Source organism: Peribacillus sp. TE19612 (genome assembly GCF_056279465.1).
Genome location: NZ_JBWCCL010000004.1, coordinates 315,662 through 332,887 on the forward strand (window position 1 = coordinate 315,662; position 17,226 = coordinate 332,887).

18 protein-coding genes, 1 pseudogene and 2 riboswitches are annotated in these 17,226 nt (G+C 41.0%); of the genes and pseudogenes, 14 read left to right on the plus strand and 5 right to left on the minus strand.

Annotated features, from left to right (window positions below; translation table 11 throughout):
- Positions 1-11: 11 nt before the first annotated feature.
- Together mtnK and ACZ9AO_RS09680 are read right to left on the minus strand one after the other, a co-directional pair.
- Positions 12-1,214 (minus strand): S-methyl-5-thioribose kinase, encoded by a 1,203-nt coding sequence (mtnK, locus tag ACZ9AO_RS09675; RefSeq protein WP_476108955.1) that lies wholly within the window; start codon positions 1,212-1,214, stop codon positions 12-14.
- 78 nt (positions 1,215-1,292) lie between these two features.
- Positions 1,293-1,446: riboswitch (SAM riboswitch) on the minus strand.
- Between the two features lie 71 nt (positions 1,447-1,517).
- Positions 1,518-2,300 (minus strand): carbon-nitrogen family hydrolase, encoded by a 783-nt coding sequence (locus ACZ9AO_RS09680; protein ID WP_251540153.1) that lies wholly within the window; start codon positions 2,298-2,300, stop codon positions 1,518-1,520.
- A 98-nt stretch (positions 2,301-2,398) separates the two neighbouring features.
- Between ACZ9AO_RS09680 and ACZ9AO_RS09685 the strand changes: the two genes are divergently transcribed.
- The 7 genes and pseudogenes from ACZ9AO_RS09685 to ACZ9AO_RS09715 form a co-directional block, all read left to right on the plus strand.
- A complete protein-coding gene (locus ACZ9AO_RS09685; RefSeq protein WP_285856492.1) occupies positions 2,399-3,571 on the plus strand; it encodes a pyridoxal phosphate-dependent aminotransferase in 1,173 nt (390 codons plus the stop codon).
- 118 nt (positions 3,572-3,689) lie between these two features.
- Positions 3,690-3,843: riboswitch (SAM riboswitch) on the plus strand.
- Between the two features lie 108 nt (positions 3,844-3,951).
- The gene (gene mtnW, locus ACZ9AO_RS09690; protein ID WP_476108956.1) at positions 3,952-5,184 is read left to right on the plus strand and encodes a 2,3-diketo-5-methylthiopentyl-1-phosphate enolase; all 1,233 of its coding nucleotides are present in this window, start codon (positions 3,952-3,954) and stop codon (positions 5,182-5,184) included.
- Between the two features lie 6 nt (positions 5,185-5,190).
- Entirely contained in the window at positions 5,191-5,850 is a 660-nt protein-coding gene (locus ACZ9AO_RS09695; RefSeq protein WP_251540149.1) for a 2-hydroxy-3-keto-5-methylthiopentenyl-1-phosphate phosphatase, read from the plus strand.
- The gene (locus ACZ9AO_RS09700; RefSeq protein ID WP_476108957.1) at positions 5,847-6,476 is read left to right on the plus strand and encodes a methylthioribulose 1-phosphate dehydratase; all 630 of its coding nucleotides are present in this window, start codon (positions 5,847-5,849) and stop codon (positions 6,474-6,476) included. Before ACZ9AO_RS09695 ends, ACZ9AO_RS09700 begins: the two co-directional genes overlap by 4 nt.
- Positions 6,477-6,500: 24 nt before the next feature.
- Positions 6,501-7,034, plus strand: coding sequence for a cupin domain-containing protein (locus tag ACZ9AO_RS09705; RefSeq protein WP_251540235.1), 534 nt, complete (start codon positions 6,501-6,503; stop codon positions 7,032-7,034).
- Positions 7,035-7,472: 438 nt separating this feature from the next.
- Positions 7,473-8,399, plus strand: a complete 927-nt coding sequence (locus ACZ9AO_RS09710; RefSeq protein WP_476108958.1) for a CobW family GTP-binding protein — start codon at positions 7,473-7,475, stop codon at positions 8,397-8,399.
- A 66-nt stretch (positions 8,400-8,465) separates the two neighbouring features.
- A pseudogene (locus tag ACZ9AO_RS09715) lies at positions 8,466-8,612 on the plus strand (DUF2188 domain-containing protein); the annotation flags it as partial.
- Positions 8,613-8,669: 57 nt separating this feature from the next.
- On the opposite strand, the gene ACZ9AO_RS09720 reads toward ACZ9AO_RS09715, so the two are convergent.
- The gene (locus tag ACZ9AO_RS09720; protein WP_034307479.1) at positions 8,670-8,912 is read right to left on the minus strand and encodes a hypothetical protein; all 243 of its coding nucleotides are present in this window, start codon (positions 8,910-8,912) and stop codon (positions 8,670-8,672) included.
- A gap of 111 nt (positions 8,913-9,023) precedes the next feature.
- On the opposite strand from ACZ9AO_RS09720, the gene ACZ9AO_RS09725 reads away from it, so the two are divergent.
- From ACZ9AO_RS09725 to ACZ9AO_RS09750, 6 genes are all read left to right on the plus strand, one after another.
- Entirely contained in the window at positions 9,024-9,290 is a 267-nt protein-coding gene (locus ACZ9AO_RS09725; RefSeq protein WP_063575892.1) for a hypothetical protein, read from the plus strand.
- Positions 9,291-9,409: 119 nt separating this feature from the next.
- Entirely contained in the window at positions 9,410-10,372 is a 963-nt protein-coding gene (locus ACZ9AO_RS09730; RefSeq protein ID WP_251540144.1) for a YncE family protein, read from the plus strand.
- Positions 10,373-10,377: 5 nt separating this feature from the next.
- Positions 10,378-11,064 (plus strand): response regulator transcription factor, encoded by a 687-nt coding sequence (locus ACZ9AO_RS09735; RefSeq protein WP_251540142.1) that lies wholly within the window; start codon positions 10,378-10,380, stop codon positions 11,062-11,064.
- On the plus strand, positions 11,061-12,476 hold the full coding sequence (locus tag ACZ9AO_RS09740; RefSeq protein WP_251540140.1) for a sensor histidine kinase: 1,416 nt from the start codon (positions 11,061-11,063) through the stop codon (positions 12,474-12,476). The genes ACZ9AO_RS09735 and ACZ9AO_RS09740 overlap by 4 nt, the downstream gene beginning before the upstream one ends.
- A gap of 19 nt (positions 12,477-12,495) precedes the next feature.
- Positions 12,496-12,933, plus strand: coding sequence for a FixH family protein (locus ACZ9AO_RS09745; protein WP_251540138.1), 438 nt, complete (start codon positions 12,496-12,498; stop codon positions 12,931-12,933).
- A 446-nt stretch (positions 12,934-13,379) separates the two neighbouring features.
- A complete protein-coding gene (locus ACZ9AO_RS09750; RefSeq protein WP_476108959.1) occupies positions 13,380-14,138 on the plus strand; it encodes a CAP domain-containing protein in 759 nt (252 codons plus the stop codon).
- A gap of 198 nt (positions 14,139-14,336) precedes the next feature.
- On the opposite strand, the gene ACZ9AO_RS09755 is transcribed toward ACZ9AO_RS09750, so the two are convergent.
- Positions 14,337-14,804 carry an Hsp20/alpha crystallin family protein gene (locus ACZ9AO_RS09755; protein ID WP_289350236.1) on the minus strand — a complete coding sequence of 156 codons (468 nt, stop codon included), beginning with the start codon at positions 14,802-14,804 and terminating at the stop codon, positions 14,337-14,339.
- Between the two features lie 157 nt (positions 14,805-14,961).
- Between ACZ9AO_RS09755 and ACZ9AO_RS09760 the strand changes: the two genes are divergently transcribed.
- On the plus strand, positions 14,962-15,735 hold the full coding sequence (locus ACZ9AO_RS09760; protein ID WP_082162913.1) for an SDR family oxidoreductase: 774 nt from the start codon (positions 14,962-14,964) through the stop codon (positions 15,733-15,735).
- 62 nt (positions 15,736-15,797) lie between these two features.
- On the opposite strand, the gene ACZ9AO_RS09765 is transcribed toward ACZ9AO_RS09760, so the two are convergent.
- Complete coding sequence (locus ACZ9AO_RS09765) at positions 15,798-17,153, minus strand: MATE family efflux transporter (protein WP_251540133.1); 1,356 nt, start codon at positions 17,151-17,153, stop codon at positions 15,798-15,800.
- Positions 17,154-17,226: the final 73 nt, after the last annotated feature.

Genomic DNA, 17,226 nt, shown 5'->3' on the forward strand with positions numbered 1-17,226 from the left:
CAGGTCTCCTTTTAAATGGTTGAGTAAGATGGCAGTGTCCGTTGCTTCAACGCTTCAATGACGGCTGGAACATCCAATTCCTCCCGTTTTTTAATTAATAAAGTACCGATTTCCAATGTTGCCGTTTTGGCTGCGATCCTTGTTTCTTTATTTTCAATGACGTTTAAATCGGCAACATGGGAAAGGCCAATGGTTCGCCGAATCAGTTCACAGCCTGCAAAACCGAATGCATCTTTTTTGAATTTTGTCAGCAAATAAGGCAGATACCCTTTCACATGGCGGAATGGGCTTTTATTTTGGGCTTCCCATAATTCGGTATAAGTTTCTTCAAAGGCATTCCAAAATTCATGAAGGTGTGAGAAAATCTCTTCCTTACCAGCGTCATTTCGTGTAATTGCCTGAAAAAGAAGGTTGGCGGTGTATTGACCAAGGTCAAAACCAACGGGCCCATAAAAAGCGAATTCAGGATCAATAACCTTTGTTTCAGTTTCACTTGCAAATATACTTCCAGTATGTAAATCTCCATGAAGTAAGGCTTCCTGCTCGGTTTCAAAGCTTTGTTTCAGCTTGGCGACCTCAAGTATCACTTCTTGATCATTCCATATATTTTTGGCGGCATCAGTCAATTCCACCTCGAAATCTCCCGGGAGTTCCTCAAAAAATGGATCCGTGAAAATAAAGACCTCAGTGATTTTGCAGAGTTCGGGATTCGTGAAATGTCGGGCCACCTCCTTTTTCGAGGAGGGTTCTAAATGATAATCGGATGTATAAAATGCCGTCTTCGCAACATACTCACCAATATGCTGTGAAAGCAATGGATATGAATCGCCATCAATCAATCCTGTTCTAACGATTTTCAAGTGCGATAAATCCTCCATGACTGTGATGGCCAGCTGTTCATCCGAATAGTAGACTTGCGGTACGAATTCGGGGCAATAACTTCTGAAATGAATCAGCGCATTCGCTTCAATGGCTGCCCTTTTCAATGTCAGCGGCCAGCTTTCACCAAGTACCTTGGCATAAGGGACCGCTTGTTTGATTATTATACCTTTGTTTGTGACCGTGTCTGTAATATGAAAAACATAATTTAAGTTTCCATCGCCGATTTCATTACATTTCAAACTTGCATCCGCATTGACCAACCCAAGTTTTTTTGCAAGGGTTATAGCTGTTTCGTTTGTCAATCTCTTAAAATTTGAATGGTTTTGAGTCATTCTTTTCCCCTCCAGATTCAAAATAAGAATAAAAAAGCCTCTTTCATATAGAAAGAGGCAGAAGTTTTGGCTTCGGACCTCTTATCTTCCAGAAAATGAATTCTGGTGGAATTAGCACCGTGCTCTGTGGATTTAATAATCCGGCGGAGAATCCGCCCCATTTCACAATGGTATTACAGTCGGTTGCTGGGCTTCATAGGGCCTTTATCCCTCAGCCTGCTCTTGATAAGAGTAAATGTTTTCTGAAATTTTAATCTTCGGGAAAATAATATCAACTTTTTAAATAGTTTGTCAATGGGTAAATTAATAAAAATCAGGACGGCGATCTTCGAATACAGGTATTTTGTTACGTGCTTCCGTAACTTTGTTGAAGTCCAAGGTGCCTGTCAATAGTTCGTTTCCTTCTCCGGCTTCACTTATGATATTCCCCCATGGATCAATAATCAAGGAATGGCCCGCAAATATATTATTGACATCCGAACCTGTACGATTAACGGCTACAACATAGGCTTGGTTCTCGATGGCACGGCTTATCAATAAGGCTCTCCAGTGATCGAGTCTCGGCTTTGGCCATTCAGCCGTAACGAATAGAACTTCCGCGCCTTGAACGGTATGGGCCCGCTGCCATTCAGGGAAACGAATGTCATAACAAACGAACCCGGCACATATTTTTTCATCAAGAGTAAATAAACCATCTTTTTCACCTGGCTGCAGGAAATGATGTTCATCCATTAATTGAAATAAGTGAAGCTTATCATATTCTTTAATGAGCTTTCCGTGTTTATCGATGATGATCATGGTGTTATAGATTCCCTTGCTTGTTTTTTTTGCAATGGAACCGCCGATGATGTGAATCTGGTGTTTCTGTGCCTGTGTTTTAAGAAATTCAATCGTTTTTTCTGCCTCTTGATCAGCAATCTCATTCAGCCTGGTCAAGTCGTATCCGGTTGTCCAAAGCTCTGGTAATATGACGATATCGGGCTCGGACCGAGCTGCTTTTTCCATCCATCGTTCTGCAACCTGAAAATTGATATCTGGTTGCCCGAAGGCTATATCCATTTGAATACAAGCTATTTTCCACTTCATCGTTAAAACCCCCACATGTAAAAAATGCTTTACAAGACTACGATAAACATATATCATTTGTGACTAGAATTTCAAGAAATTTCAGAGAAGGTGTATAAATGGTGCAATTCGAAAAATCCGGGCTGCTTCAGGACCTGCCCAAGCAGTTTTTTGCTTCACTAGTAGCAAAAGTCAATGCAATCACGGAGCAAGGACATGATGTCATTAATTTAGGCCAGGGAAACCCTGATCAGCCGACTCCGGAACATATCGTCAAAAGTTTGCAGTCTGCCGCTGAAAAAACGATTAATCATAAATATTCGCCATTCCGGGGACATCAATATTTAAAAGATGCTGCTGCCGTCTTTTATGAACGAGAATACGGTGTCAAGCTGGATCCGAATACTGAAGTGGCGATTCTCTTCGGGGGAAAGGCAGGTCTTGTCGAACTTCCGCAGTGTTTATTGAATCCAGGTGATACGATTCTTGTTCCAGATCCCGGCTATCCGGATTATCTTTCCGGTGTTGTTTTAGCCCAGGCAAAGACCGAACTGATGCCCTTGACAGAAGAAAATGATTTTCTTCCGAAATACGATGACATACATAAAGAAGTTCTTGATAAAGCCAAAATGATGTTCTTGAATTATCCGAATAATCCCACAGGCGCTTCTGCAACTGAAAGTTTCTTTGATGAAACCGTCTCCTTTGCAAAAGAACATTCAATATGTGTGGTCCATGATTTCGCCTATGGGGCGATAGGATTCGCCGGAAAAAAACCGATAAGCTTTCTCCAGGCGGAGGGAGCGAAGGATGTAGGAGTTGAAATATACACCCTATCGAAAACATACAATATGGCAGGGTGGAGAGTCGGCTTCGCAGTGGGCAATAAGAGTGTAATAGAAGCTCTTGAACTATTACAAGACCATCTTTATGTGAGTCTTTTCCCGGGGATACAAGAAGCTGCGGCAAGCGCTTTGCTTGACTCACAGACCTGTGTAGAGCAGTTAGTGCAGATGTACGAGGGGCGAAGGAATGTTTTCATTGAGGGATTGAGGGCCATCGGCTGGGATGTCAAAGCTCCAGCGGCATCGTTTTTTGCCTGGCTCAAAGTACCTGAAGGTTTTACGTCCGAGAGTTTTGCGGACTATTTATTAACGCATGCCCATGTAGCTGTTGCCGCAGGGAATGGGTTCGGTGAATTTGGCGAAGGTTATGTCAGGGTAGGGCTACTGACTTCGGAAGAACGGCTGCAAGAGGCTGTGGAACGAATACGTACATTAAACTTATTTTAATGCAATAAGGTTCACCTTTAAATAGTTAAAACTTATTGACAAAGTAGGAATTACCTGTCAGAATACAAAATAAATTCTTAATCTTTCGATACTTGGATGCAACTTATATATCAGCGTTTTCTTATTTTGAGCAGGTGGAGGGACTAGCCCGATGAAGCCCAGCAACCGACCGTAATTCCATTGTAAAATGGGGCGGAATCCTTCCGCCGGATTTTTTTGAAATCCACAAGGCACGGTGCTAATTCTTGCAGCCGAGGGCTGGGAGATAAGAAGATGGCTTTTTAAAGCCTCTTCTTTATGAAGGGGCTTTTGCCATTTTGAGACCATCTCAGGTTATTAATGACATCGAGAGTTTACTAACGTGTTATAGGAGTGATCAAATGAGCGATATAGTCGCTACTTATTTAATTCATGACTTTAATGGAAATCATGAGAAAAAAGCAGAGAGCATTGCCTTGGGTCTGACTGTGGGGACATGGACGGAATTGCCACATTTGGTACAGAAACAACTGGAAAAACATAAGGGACGCGTCGTATCGGTGACACCCCTATCTGAAGAGGAGAGGGCAAACAGCTACTTTAATCGGAAAGTATACCGTTCGCTGATTAAAATTGCCTATCCGGCAAGGAATTTTTCCAATGATTTACCCGCAATCCTTACAACGGTCTTCGGTAAACTTTCATTGGACGGTGAAATAAAACTTATTGACTTGGATTTTGTCGGTGATATTCAAAAAGCTTTTCCCGGGCCGCAATTTGGCATTGAAGGCATAAGGGAAAAGGTTGGCGTATTTAACCGGCCCTTGGTGATGAGCATCTTTAAAGGCGTATTGGGAAGAGACCTAACATTTCATAATGAGCAACTGAGACAACAAGCATTGGGAGGTGTTGACCTAGTTAAGGATGATGAGATCCTCTTTGACCAGGAACTGACTCCATTTTTCGATAGAATAAAAACGGGAAAAAGAATATTGAATGAAGTCTATGAAACCACTGGCCACCGGACTTTATATGCTGTCAATCTATCAGGGAAAACATTTGAATTATTGGATAAGGCAGAGCAAGCGGCTGAAGCAGGGGCAGATGCTTTATTGTTCAACGTTCATACATATGGTTTGGATGTATTACAGGCCTTGAGTGAACATGATCGTATCAAGCTGCCGATCATGGCGCACCCCGCATATAGCGGGGCATTGGCATCTTCATCATTTTATGGTATCGGCTATCCATTATTGCTTGGTAAATTAGTAAGAATATCAGGTGCGGATTTATCCTTGTTCCCTTCTCCTTATGGAAATGTCGCACTTGAAAAAACGGAGACCTTAGCGATTGCTGAAGCTCTGACAAAAGATGATCTTTCATGGAAAAAAGCCTTCCCTGTTCCTTCGGCAGGCATTCATCCGGGCATGGTTCCGGACCTGATCAAGGATTTCGGGCTTGATAGTGTGATTAATGCCGGAGGCGGAATTCACGGGCACCCTGACGGAGCAGAGGGCGGTGCCAAGGCATTCCGTTTTGCTGTGGAAGCCGTTCTAGCAGGAAAGGAACTTTCTGAAGCGGCGGCTGAGGAAGAAACCCTAAAAAAAGCTCTTGTGTTGTGGGGAGGCCTATAAGAAATAATGAAACCGATCATCTTTTGTGATTTTGACGGAACGATCACCAACACAGATAATATCATTTCAATTATGAAGAAATTTGCGCCTCCGGAATGGGAAGCGTTGAAAGACGGTGTCCTTCAGCAAAAAATCAGTATATCTTCAGGAGTTGGGGATATGTTTTCCCTGCTTGATAGTGGCTTGAAGGATGACATCATCCAATATGTAAGAAAAACGGCCGGCATTCGTCCGGGGTTTTATGAATTCGTTGAGTATACGAAACAAGCCAATATCCCTTTATATATTGTAAGCGGGGGCATGGATTTTTTCATTGCACCCCTTTTGAATGATATCTTGCCAACAGAGTCCGTTTATTGCAACCATGCATTTTTTGATAAGGAAAAGATTTATATTGAGTGGCCACATGCTTGTGATGAGCAATGTAATAATGATTGCGGTTGCTGCAAGCCATCCATTATGAGGAAAATTACGGGTCCGGAAGATTTTAAACTCGTTATTGGAGATTCAGTGACGGATTTTGAAGCGGCAAAACAGGCCGATTTTGTCATAGCCCGTGACATACTGCTTGAAAAATGCGATAGGGAAGGAATGCCACATCAAGGATTCGAAACATTTTTTGATGTAATTGACATTATAAAGCAGCAGGAGGTGGTTAAAGCGTGAGCACTCATTCTAAAGAATGGCAGGAGTTGGCAGATATTAAAGCTGAACTGGCCGAAAGGGATTGGTTTATGGGAACTAGCGGGAATTTGTCCATCCGCGAACCCAAAAGCCCTTTCTTTTATATTACTGCAAGCGGTAAGGATAAAAGGAAGCAATCGGATTCGGACTTTTTACTGGTGGATTTAAAAGGAAAACCAGTTGAAGAAACGAACCTAAGACCATCGGCCGAAACTTTACTTCATACAGACATTTACCGAAAAACCAATGCGAACTGTGTACTCCATGTCCATACAGTTGAAAATAATGTGATATCGGAATTGTACGGAGATGAAGGCCAAGTTTCCTTTCGTAATCATGAAATCATTAAAGCGACCGGTCGGTGGGATGAAGATTCGGAGCTTCGGATTCCAATCATATATAATCACGCTGACATTCCGCTGCTATCCGATAAGTTCAAGCCGCATGTCGAAGGAGACTCTGGCGCTGTGCTGATACGCAATCATGGCATTACGGTTTGGGGCAAAAGCGGATTCGAAGCAAAAAGAATACTTGAAGCTTGCGAATTTTTATTTCAATATCAACTGTTGCTTAATCAACAAAAGGCGTTTACAGGTTCTATAAGATAAATACTCATAGAGGAGGAATGAATGATGGCGACGATCAGATTCCATGAAACAAACGAGGTTATTGAAAACGGTGAACAGGTAAAAGGTTTTTTAGAAACACAAGGGGTTATTTATGAGCAATGGGACATTGCTAAATTACCTGCCCATCTTGTGGAAAAATACGATTTAACAGATGCTGACAAGGAGGAAATCCTTGTAACATTCCAATCAGAGATAGCGGAAATCTCTGAAAGAAGAGGCTATAAAGCCCATGATATCATCACATTATCCGATGCAAACCCGAACTTGGATCAAATGCTTGAAAACTTTAAGCAGGAACACCATCACGAAGATGATGAAGTGCGTTTCATAGCAGGCGGAACGAGTATCTTTGCCATTGAAGGCAATAATAAACAGTGGTTTGATGTACGGCTTAATCCAGGAGATCTTATTAGTGTACCAGAATCAACAAGACATTATTTCACGCTCGCGGAAGATAGGAAAACTGTTGCTGTCCGGATTTTCGTAACAGCTGCGGGATGGGTGCCGATTTACGAAAAAGACGAAGTTCAAGCATGAATCAATGTTGAAAAACCAGCTTACGGATTGGTTTCTATTTGTAGAAAAAAGGGAAGTCGGAATGGTCTCACCTAACCTTGATTTTTTTAAAAAAACATGATTAATCCCTTTGTGTTTTTTCTATTTTATAGGAAAGAAATCTCGCAAGATTGAAGAAATTTGGGACACTCCTGCCGAAAAACTGGCTAGCCGAGAATCCACAGGCGCTTGCGTCTAGGAGGCTCGGGAGACAGTCGGCGGAAAGGGAGCGGATTTCTGAAATCGACTGGACGTTTTTAAATAAAAAACTGCAGTCGAACTCGCTTTTCTTCGAATATGCCTAGTCTGAAACCAGCTTACGGGCTGGTTTTTTTATGTGAATCCGGCAAGTGCTTTAGTAAGCTAATTATGATAAAATTTAACGGAATCGAATTTAACCGGATTTAGGAGCAGATAAGAATGAAAACGACCGAAGTGTACATATTGGGCGGCTTTCTCGGCAGCGGGAAAACGACGCTTCTTCGAAATATTTTAAAACAGGAAAGTGAAGCGGGCAGAAAAGTGGCAGTGCTTTTAAATGAGCTCGGCAGTGTATCGGTTGACAGCGGACTCATTGGTGATGGAGTGCCTCTGAAGGAGTTGTTTGACGGGTGCATTTGCTGCACAATTCAAGATAAACTGGAGGTTCAGCTTCATGAGTTACTAACCGAAAATGAACTGGATGCGGTTTATATTGAAACGACGGGTGCAGCTCATCCAGTTGAAGTATTGGATGGCATCATGTCGCCGATTTTCGCCAAAAAGCTGGAGTATAAAGGGATCATCACGGTCGTCGATTTATTAAGGTGGCGCGATCGGGAGGAACTGTCTCCGCAGCTTCGACAGTTGCTTGCAGAGCAAATCCATCATGCCGATTTCATTTTATTGAATAAAGCGGATATGGTAAGTGAGATGGAGGCCGCACAGCTAATATATACGATACAGGCGCTGAATACGGATGCTGTATGTTTATTGACGGAGTATGCAGCCGTTTCCTTGGCATCATTGCAGCAAATACAAAGAAAAAGGCATAATGGACATCAAAAGCTTGATGTACATGACCATTTGCACTTAACTGCAATCGTTCATACATTTGAAGGTGCTGTGGCACAAACCGACTTTGAAGAGTGGCTTAGGGCTCTGCCGGAAACGGTCTATCGAATGAAAGGATATATTTCCTTCACACATTCACAATACCCGCATTTATTTCAATACTCCTACGGAATGCCGATGTATATGAATGAAATGATGAAAATGCCATTGAATATCGTCATGATAGGGGAAAAGTTGGATAAGGAAATGTTGATTGGTCAGTTAAAAGCTTTGGAAGCGAAAGCGGCCCGATAAACGTTTACCGCCCATTAAAGAAGGGAAACATGAAAAGAAGACTTTCTTATTAAGGAGGCGGTATTAGTGCCATGGAATAAGAACGATTACCCAAACTCGATGAAGAATCTAGATAAAGATGTTAGGGAAAAGGCTATAGAAATCGCGAATGCTTTATTGGATGAAGGATATGAGGATGGAAAAGCCATTCCAATTGCCATAGACCGGGCTAAGATGTCAGTAGGAAATGATTGAGAAAATGGTCAGACCCACATAGGGGTCTGACCATTTTTATTGTTGCATTCCAAAGGCGGCAAATGTCTTTTCGTCTTCTATCAATCCGCATGCAGCACACTGAACCCGAACTTCAGGACCATTATATGCTAGATGGAATGGCAGAAGGGAGTCGTTCGAATATTGTTCAACAATCTCACCGGATTGGGGATCCTTTTTAATGGGTGTTGCTACTTGCTGAATGAGATTGAAGCGAGATTTATTTGTCCGGCAATTCGGACAGCGGTATACTTGAGACATTGTACTCACTCCTTTTTTGGATTTTAAAAAGCATGATATCTTATTATTAAGATAGTCTTTACAAACTTGAACATTAATATGTATAAATTAGTAATGGATGGAAGGGATACTATGAAAGAAAATGTCAGGCAAGAAGAATTACTGGTGGCTTATTTAAGCATTTGGAACAATCGTAAGGTGAACGATGGAGGGGGAAGGGAAGTGTTGCCGGAACTCATCCGACGAGAGCTTTTGGATGAAAACGCCCATCCCCGCGCCCGAAAACCAGTTTTGGAGAAATTTTACCTTTCTATTAAACGCGTGATGGAATCTTCGCTTTCGGAAGAAATGAAAAATGCGATTGTAATGGCCTATATCACTGAATTGGAAAGATTATGATTTTTTGAGTGTGTACGGATGCTTGTTAGCAAATATTCTTTTATGCTTCATACTTTTTTCACAAATCATTGTTAAAATCTTTAAAAAATAGATATTTAATGAATAAGGAGCTTAAAATTATGAAGTGGGGCATTGGGCTTTTTCTTGCCATCGTACTGCTTACGGGGTGTAATAGCGGTAATGCATTTACTAAAATCAATAAAAGTCAATCTTTCCTGGCAACTGTCAATATCAAGGATACATCACTGACTTTCATAGACGAAAACTATCATGCTTTTGCAAAATGGGATATTTCAGAACCATTTACCGGAGCCCTGCTCCTGGCAGACAAAGATACTATCCTGCTTTATGGAAAAGAGATGGAGAAAGTCCAAGTGTACTCTTTATCTGCAGGAAAACTGATAAACAGTTGGGAAATTGGGAAAGGGATCGTCAATATGCAGTTGTTACGTGATGGTAAAAGCATCGTGGCGGTCAATCAATCGAATCACTCCATTTATTTTTTAAATGCTGATGGGGAGGAACAGGATATTGTCAAGGTTGGTAAAAGCCCCTTGACCGTTCTTCAAGGAGAGCAAGCGAATCGATTGTATGTTATTAATTTTGGTGATACCAAATGTTCAGTGATAAATCTTGAAACGAAAAAGGTCGATTTCGAATTTCCCGTACATAGTTCCAGCACAGGCACATTATTAAGGGAAGAAAAGGATGAAATATGGATCGGAGGACACGGTGATGGGGATCAAGTGGAAGAAGATCTATATATTTATTCGGCAAAAACGGGAGAGTTGAAGAAAAAGCTTAAGGCCCCGACCATGCCGATAAAGTTCCTGGAAAATGATGAAGGAATATTTGTCCTTAGTCATGGGACTAGCTCCTTATATAAATTGAATGATCAATATGAGGAAGTCAAAAGCAAAGTGGTCGGCGTAAACCCCTTTGAAATGGCGAACTTTAATGAAGATGTGGTCGTGGCGGGATATGATAGTGATGAAGTGTATGTAATGGATGCTGAAACAGTCGATGTTAAAAAAACGATCAAAGTCGGCGAAGGTCCATTCCAATTGATGTTGAGGGAGTAGATGACATGCATGTTTACACCATTTTAGTCGTGGATGATGAAGAAGATATGCGTAATCTAGTTGAAATGTATTTGCTGAACTCAGGTTATCGATGCCTTCAAGCTGCGAATGGAAAAGAAGCTATAAGTATGGTTGAAACAGAGGAAGTGGATTTAATCCTATTGGATATCATGATGCCAGGTAAGGACGGTTTCTCCGTTTGTGAAGAAATTCGTGAAATTGGGGAGATCCCTGTGATATTTGTCAGTGCGAAAGGTGAAGAATGGGATAAGGTGAAAGGGCTGAAGCTTGGCGGCGACGATTATATCGTTAAACCGTTCAATCCAGGAGAATTGGTCGCAAGGGTCGAAGCGGTATTGCGAAGGACAGGGAAATTATCATTGAATGAAGAGAATCAAAACCATGTCCGATTCGGTAAAATTAGCTTGAACTTACAATCCAGAACGGTTTTAGTGGAAGGGAAGCCAATCAATTTAACCTTGAAAGAATTCGAATTGCTGTTATTCCTCATGCGTCATAAAAGCCAGGCACTCAGCCGTGAACAACTGCTTGAAAATGTATGGAGCGGTGAGTATGGAGGATCTTTACGTACTGTGGATACCCATATTAAAACGTTACGAATGAAATTAAGAGCGGCCGATTACATTCAAACCGTCTGGGGAATCGGTTATAAGATAGAGGAAAAGAAATGATCGATAAATGGCGAACCCTTTCTTTTAAATTATGGCTCACCATTATCTCCGCAATCATCCTATCCGTGCTGTTCGCTTACTCCCTTTCTCAATATTATTATAAAAATCTATATGTGGAGAAGCTTAAAACGGATTTAGTCAATGAAGCATCATTGCTAGGGGCGGATTATTCCGGCGGTGAAATCAGCGAAGACTTTAAGCAAAAAGTCGAATGGTTTAACAGTAAGAACGACAGCGAAGTCTTTGTCGTCAATAATCCCAGGGAATTGAGTGCTTGTCTGCCTTTTGAAATCAATTACGATACCCTTATTTCTGAAGAAGAACGGCAAATGCTTTTAGATGGAAAAGCCGTTGAAAAAGAAGGATATGAGAAAAGGTTTGAAAAGAACATCGTAGCGGCGATCATACCCCTGATTGACGAAAATCGCCTCGAAGGTATCATCTATACATATATTCCTGTAGATTCCATTACGGTCTTATTTAAGGAATTTGCTGCAAAATGGTTGGCGGCGGTTCTATTATTTTTGATTGTCGCGATTTTGTTTACTACTAAATGGTTGAAAAAGCTAGTCAGTCCGATTAAGGAAATCGAGACTGCGGCCCATCGTGTCTCACAGGGGGATTATGACATACAGGTCGAGGTAAGGAGTCATGATGAGATAGGTAAACTGGCAATAGCCTTTAATGATATGGCCAATTCCATCCATTTGGAAGAAGAAAGAAAAAAAGAATTTCTAGAAAATGTTGCACATGAGCTCAGAACCCCCCTTAGTTACGTAAAGGGATATACGCAGGCCATATTGGATGGTGTCGTGAAAAATGATGAAGAGCAACGGAAATACCTTCAACTCATTTCAAGGGAGGCTCTTAGGCTGCAGCGGCTTGTGGGAGATCTTATGGACTTATCAAAAATGGAAAGTGCTCCATTCTTGTTAAATAAAACCCCGATTGCCTATGCGCAATTCATTGAAGACGTACTTGTGAAATATGAACCGATAATAAAGGAAAAACAATTGGGCTTGAAGCTAGACCTGGATCCAGACCCGATTATTTTTGGGGATGAAGGAAGGATGGAACAGATTTTACATAACATTTTTGATAACGCCATTCAGTATACGGATTCCGGAGGGGCGATTCATATTACCCTAATTCAGCATAAAGATGATTGCGAACTGCTGGTAACTGACACGGGCAACGGGATTCCGGAAGCGGATCTGCCGTATATCATGAATCGTTTTTACCGTGTGAACAAAGCACGCAGCCGTTTTGATGGCGGTTCAGGGCTTGGACTGTCCATTGTCAAAAAATTGGTGGAATTACAAAATGGTAAAATCGAAATAGAAAGCAAGGAAAAAAGGGGAACATCAGTCAGGGTCATCCTGCCGAATATAAAAGAAGAATGGAATTCATAAAAAGGGGATACGTTCAAATATGAAAAAAATCATGTTATTTTGCATGGCGTTAATTTTTTTGGCTGGATGCGGCAAGAAAGAGGAAATTCCAAAAATGTTAAACGTCGATTTAGCTGTCGATCCAATTCAGGGTAAAGTGAATGAGCCTGTGAAATTTCAGGCAAAAGTAACATATGGGGACGAAGTCGTGACAGATGCGGATGATGTCAGTTTTGAAATTTGGCTTGCGAATAGCGAGGACCATGACAAGATAGCAGTAAAACATAAAGGGAACGGTATATATGAACTGGAAAAGGCTTTTGATGAAGAAGGAACCTATTATGTATATGCCCACGTAACGGCAAGGGACATGCACAACATGCCAAAGAAAGAATTCGTCATAGGTAAACCAAGTACTCCCGAACAAAATGGCGGAAAAAAAGAAATGGACGAGATGAATGATGAAGAAATGAAATGATGAATGTACCATCAAATACAAACAATTCGGGCTTAAATCCGGATTGTTTTTTTATTTGGAAAAATGTTCAAGACGATAGGGGGAAAATGACGAAATGTTGAAGTGAAACCGAAAAATTTGTAACATAAAAGTAAAGAAAGTCATAATAATTCGGTTAGTAACGATATGTCAACTAAAAGTTATTAGTATTCCATGGAAATGGTTCTATGTAACTACCATTGACAAATAATTACTGGAAAAATATGAGTATTTATACTGATGGCAGAAACATAGATAGTTAAAGCGTTTATGCTTGTTTTCACTGAAACTTGGATCATAAATATATTTTCATTCTCATCCTGTGAATTTGATGGAAATTGATGGTGCCTTTATTACAAAAAGTGCATGTTATGATAATTCCAGAAGCAAAGCACAACAAAAAATGAACATCACAGGAGGAAATACGAATGAAAAAGAAAATGATTATGTCAGCAGCAGCGGCTGCAGCTATTATATTCACAGGAGTAGGAGCTAACCAAGCTGAAGCAGCCAACTGTGATACAGTGAAACAAGTAACTTATAAAACTACGAATAAAGAGGATATGCAAAAAGTCCTTAACCAATACCTAGCTAAATACAATATCACTATACCTGCAGCGCAGGCACAACAAAAACCAGTTCAACAACCAGTTCAACAACCAGCTCAAAAACCAGCTCAAAAACCAGCTCAAAAACCAGCTCAACAAGAAGCTGGAACAACGAACCAATCAAAACCAGCAGCAAAACCTGCAGCACCAGAAGTAACACCTGAAAAATCAACTGATAAAAAACCAGAGACAAGCTCTGAATTAAGTGCTTTTGAACAAGAAGTTGTTAAATTAACGAATGCAGAACGTGAAAAACAAGGTTTGGCAGCTCTTAAAATCGACACTGAGTTGAGCAAAGTTGCACGTATCAAGTCTCAAGACATGAAAGATAAAAACTACTTTGACCACAATAGCCCGACTTACGGCTCACCTTTCGATATGATGAAACAATTCGGAATCAGCTATAAAACAGCTGGCGAAAACATCGCACAAGGTCAACAAACACCTGAAGAAGTGGTACAAGCTTGGATGAATAGCCAAGGACACCGTGAAAACATCATGAATTCTAGCTTTACTCATATTGGAGTAGGTTACGTAGAATCTGGTAACTACTGGACTCAACAATTCATCGGTAAATAATAGATTAATAGAATAGTGCATCCCATTAAATTGGGGTGCGCTTTTTTTTTTTTGCGAGAATGGATCATTCCATTCCATGTGAAAAAAATCAATTGTGACATCGATTGGTTCTCTATAATGTACCCAAATCTAAAAAAAATTGAACCAAGAAATAACTGGAACCGCACCTTAACATAAGTGAGGTCCCGGTGAAGCCACTTAAAATTCCGATACATCGATTTCTGAATACTGTGTATTGAAACTTTTTTGAAGCCGTATTTCCAATGTTGATTCTTTATATTGGGCTGATGCCCCTTTTTTCTTTACAGGTGCGGGGAGTGTTATGACATGCCGATCTGACTCTTCAGGAATCCCCTCGATGATGGATTGGTTAGATGTATGGTAAAGTTTCATTTTCTTTAGCCAAGATTCATCTTGTATTGGAATTCTTACGAAGACATATAAGTGGGTTTCAAATACTTCGGCATGTAAAGGATGTTCAGATCTGGCATTTACTTTTTGTGAGCCGCCATCATTTTGGTTCATCATACCTTGCATATTGTCAGGGATCACTTGTGAAAATACCTTTTCAATGAACGATTGAACATCACTTTGCTGCATATTTTTCATGAATTCCTTTTGGTTCGGGTTATTCTTAAAAGAAAAAAGTGAATTCCAGGGAAACATATTGAATTCCTCTCTCCTGCTTATGGTCTGACAGGTTTATTTGTTATATTTTATGCAGCTAAAGCCCAGAGGTTCTTTTTTATAATTACTAAATTATAGAAAATGGAATAAACTTATGTATAATTAAGTAAAATCCATTGATAAAGAGGGTAAGCCTGTGGATGAAAAAGTAGCTTTTATTACTGGTGGAGCAACGGGTATCGGCAAAAGGATGGCATTTTCACTCGCGGATAATGGAATGTCCATTATCATTACTTATCGAAAAAGTAAAAAGGCAGCTTTAGCATTAGTGGATGAATTACAGGAAATGTACCATGTTAAGGCAATTGCGATTCAAGGTGACTCGTCAAGTGAGGAAGATTGCCGGAATATATTGCAAAAGATTTCGGAGACATTTGGCCATGTTGATATCTTCATTCATAACGCAGGGCCATATATGCATGATCGTAAACCGATGACTGATTATGGAAGCGATGAATGGAAGTACATCATGGACGGAAATTTAAATGGTTTTTTCTATTTTGCGAAGGAACTTATTCCACAAATGCGCAGCAGAAACTGGGGCAGAGTCATTACCTTAGGGTTTGAACGGTGTGAAACTGCACCAGGTTGGATTTATCGTTCTGCTTTTGCCGCTGCAAAGAGCGGCTTGACCTCCTTGACAAGAACTTTGGCTGCGGAAGAAGCTACTCATGGAATCACCGTGAATATGGTTTGTCCTGGTGATATCATAGGGGATTGGAAAGAGAAGGAAATAAGGGTCGCGAGAGCAGAAAAGGATGATACGGTTCCAGTCGGCAGACCGGGTACGGGGGAAGATATAGCGAGGGTGATCACGTTCCTTTGTGATGAAAAATCAGATTTCATTACCGGGAGCATCATACCGGTAACAGGTGGTAAGGATGTTCTTGGGAAAATATATAAAGCCTAATGATTTAGAATTTGAATTCGGTATAAAAAAAGTGAGGCCGGTGTAATCCAGCCCCACTTTTTTTATGCCATTTTTTTATATTTTACTTGCTGAATGTACCGTAAGCGAGCAGCCAAGCCTATAGCCCCAAGAGCCAAACCGGAAATTAAACCGATCCAATACCCAAAGGCTCCCATATCCGTAAACTTTGCAAAGAAATAGCCAATTGGAAGCCCGAGAATCCAGTAGGAGACCAGTGACATGGCAAATGTGACATTTACATCCTTATATCCACGCAAAATGCCCTGAATAGGTGCCTGCAGGGCGTCCGATATCTGAAAGAAGATGGCATATATTAAAAAATGTGATGTCAGCATCATTACTTCGTGATCTTTAGTGTATAAAGAGGCCACAGGTTCACGGAAGAGGAAGAGGATGGTCGACAAAACGAGTGACATCGTCAAGGCCATCGAAATGCCAATCCAGCTATACTCTTTGGCATCTTTATAACGGGCTGCCCCAATTTCAAATCCAATGACAATCGTCAATGCCATGGATATACTTAACGGTATCATATAAAGCAGTGACGCAAAATTCATGGCAATCTGATGTGACGCAATCGTAACGGTATCATACTTACTCATCAAAAGGGTGACAGCCGAAAAAATGCTTGTTTCAAAGAAAATAGCGAGCCCGATGGGTACCCCAATCAATAATAAGGCCCTCCATTCTTTCCAGGAAACCCGGAAAAATTCAGTGAAAACCTGATATGTCGAAAATGGGTTTATTTTTATCACGACCAGTATGGCCACCAGGGCAATTAACCAATAGGTAATGGCAGTGGCATACCCGGAACCGACACCGCCAAGTTCAGGGAATCCAAACTTCCCGTATATTAACAGGTAATTAAAAAGGACGTTTACCGGGAGCGCACATAAGGTAATGATCATGGAAATCCTAGTTTGCCCCAGAGCATCGATGAAAGCCCTCAACGCATTATAAATGAATAAAGGAATGATACCGAGTGAAAGGGCGATCAAATAATCATGAGCCACCATGTGGACACTATCTTCAAGGTCCATGGCATTCAATACGGGGTTCAGAGAAAATGCTCCAATGATTAAAATGATCAAGGCTAAAGCTACAGCTAAATAAATGGCCTGCATCACGGAATAGGAAACGGATTTGGACTGCCTGGAACCCACCAGCTGTGAAACCACGGGTGTTAAGGCAATCAATATCCCGCTCAGCCCCGTATACACGGGTGTCCATAGCGAACTGCCGATGGAGACGCCAGCAACGTCCTGAGTGCTGTATTGCCCCGACATCATCACATCAAAAAAAGTCATGGCATACATGCTGATTTGGGTGATCAGGATAGGTATCAATATATAAAATAACAGGCGGATCTTTTGTGATTTAGTATAAGTCTGATTCATCAAAGTACCTCAATATCAATATTTGGAATTTTCAACACAATGAAAGAATTATATCACATAAGCATGTGATGTT

Bases quoted from the DNA above. Each gene is read 5' to 3' on its own strand.
- mtnK (WP_476108955.1), bottom strand. From the start codon at position 1,214: ATGACTCAAAACCATTCAAATTTTAAGAGATTGACAAACGAAACAGCT.
- ACZ9AO_RS09680 (WP_251540153.1), bottom strand. From the start codon at position 2,300: ATGAAGTGGAAAATAGCTTGTATTCAAATGGATATAGCCTTCGGGCAA.
- ACZ9AO_RS09685 (WP_285856492.1), top strand. From the start codon at position 2,399: ATGGTGCAATTCGAAAAATCCGGGCTGCTTCAGGACCTGCCCAAGCAG.
- mtnW (WP_476108956.1), top strand. From the start codon at position 3,952: ATGAGCGATATAGTCGCTACTTATTTAATTCATGACTTTAATGGAAAT.
- ACZ9AO_RS09695 (WP_251540149.1), top strand. From the start codon at position 5,191: ATGAAACCGATCATCTTTTGTGATTTTGACGGAACGATCACCAACACA.
- ACZ9AO_RS09705 (WP_251540235.1), top strand. From the start codon at position 6,501: ATGGCGACGATCAGATTCCATGAAACAAACGAGGTTATTGAAAACGGT.
- ACZ9AO_RS09710 (WP_476108958.1), top strand. From the start codon at position 7,473: ATGAAAACGACCGAAGTGTACATATTGGGCGGCTTTCTCGGCAGCGGG.
- ACZ9AO_RS09720 (WP_034307479.1), bottom strand. From the start codon at position 8,912: ATGTCTCAAGTATACCGCTGTCCGAATTGCCGGACAAATAAATCTCGC.
- ACZ9AO_RS09725 (WP_063575892.1), top strand. From the start codon at position 9,024: ATGAAAGAAAATGTCAGGCAAGAAGAATTACTGGTGGCTTATTTAAGC.
- ACZ9AO_RS09730 (WP_251540144.1), top strand. From the start codon at position 9,410: ATGAAGTGGGGCATTGGGCTTTTTCTTGCCATCGTACTGCTTACGGGG.
- ACZ9AO_RS09735 (WP_251540142.1), top strand. From the start codon at position 10,378: ATGCATGTTTACACCATTTTAGTCGTGGATGATGAAGAAGATATGCGT.
- ACZ9AO_RS09740 (WP_251540140.1), top strand. From the start codon at position 11,061: ATGATCGATAAATGGCGAACCCTTTCTTTTAAATTATGGCTCACCATT.
- ACZ9AO_RS09745 (WP_251540138.1), top strand. From the start codon at position 12,496: ATGAAAAAAATCATGTTATTTTGCATGGCGTTAATTTTTTTGGCTGGA.
- ACZ9AO_RS09750 (WP_476108959.1), top strand. From the start codon at position 13,380: ATGAAAAAGAAAATGATTATGTCAGCAGCAGCGGCTGCAGCTATTATA.
- ACZ9AO_RS09755 (WP_289350236.1), bottom strand. From the start codon at position 14,804: ATGTTTCCCTGGAATTCACTTTTTTCTTTTAAGAATAACCCGAACCAA.
- ACZ9AO_RS09765 (WP_251540133.1), bottom strand. From the start codon at position 17,153: ATGAATCAGACTTATACTAAATCACAAAAGATCCGCCTGTTATTTTAT.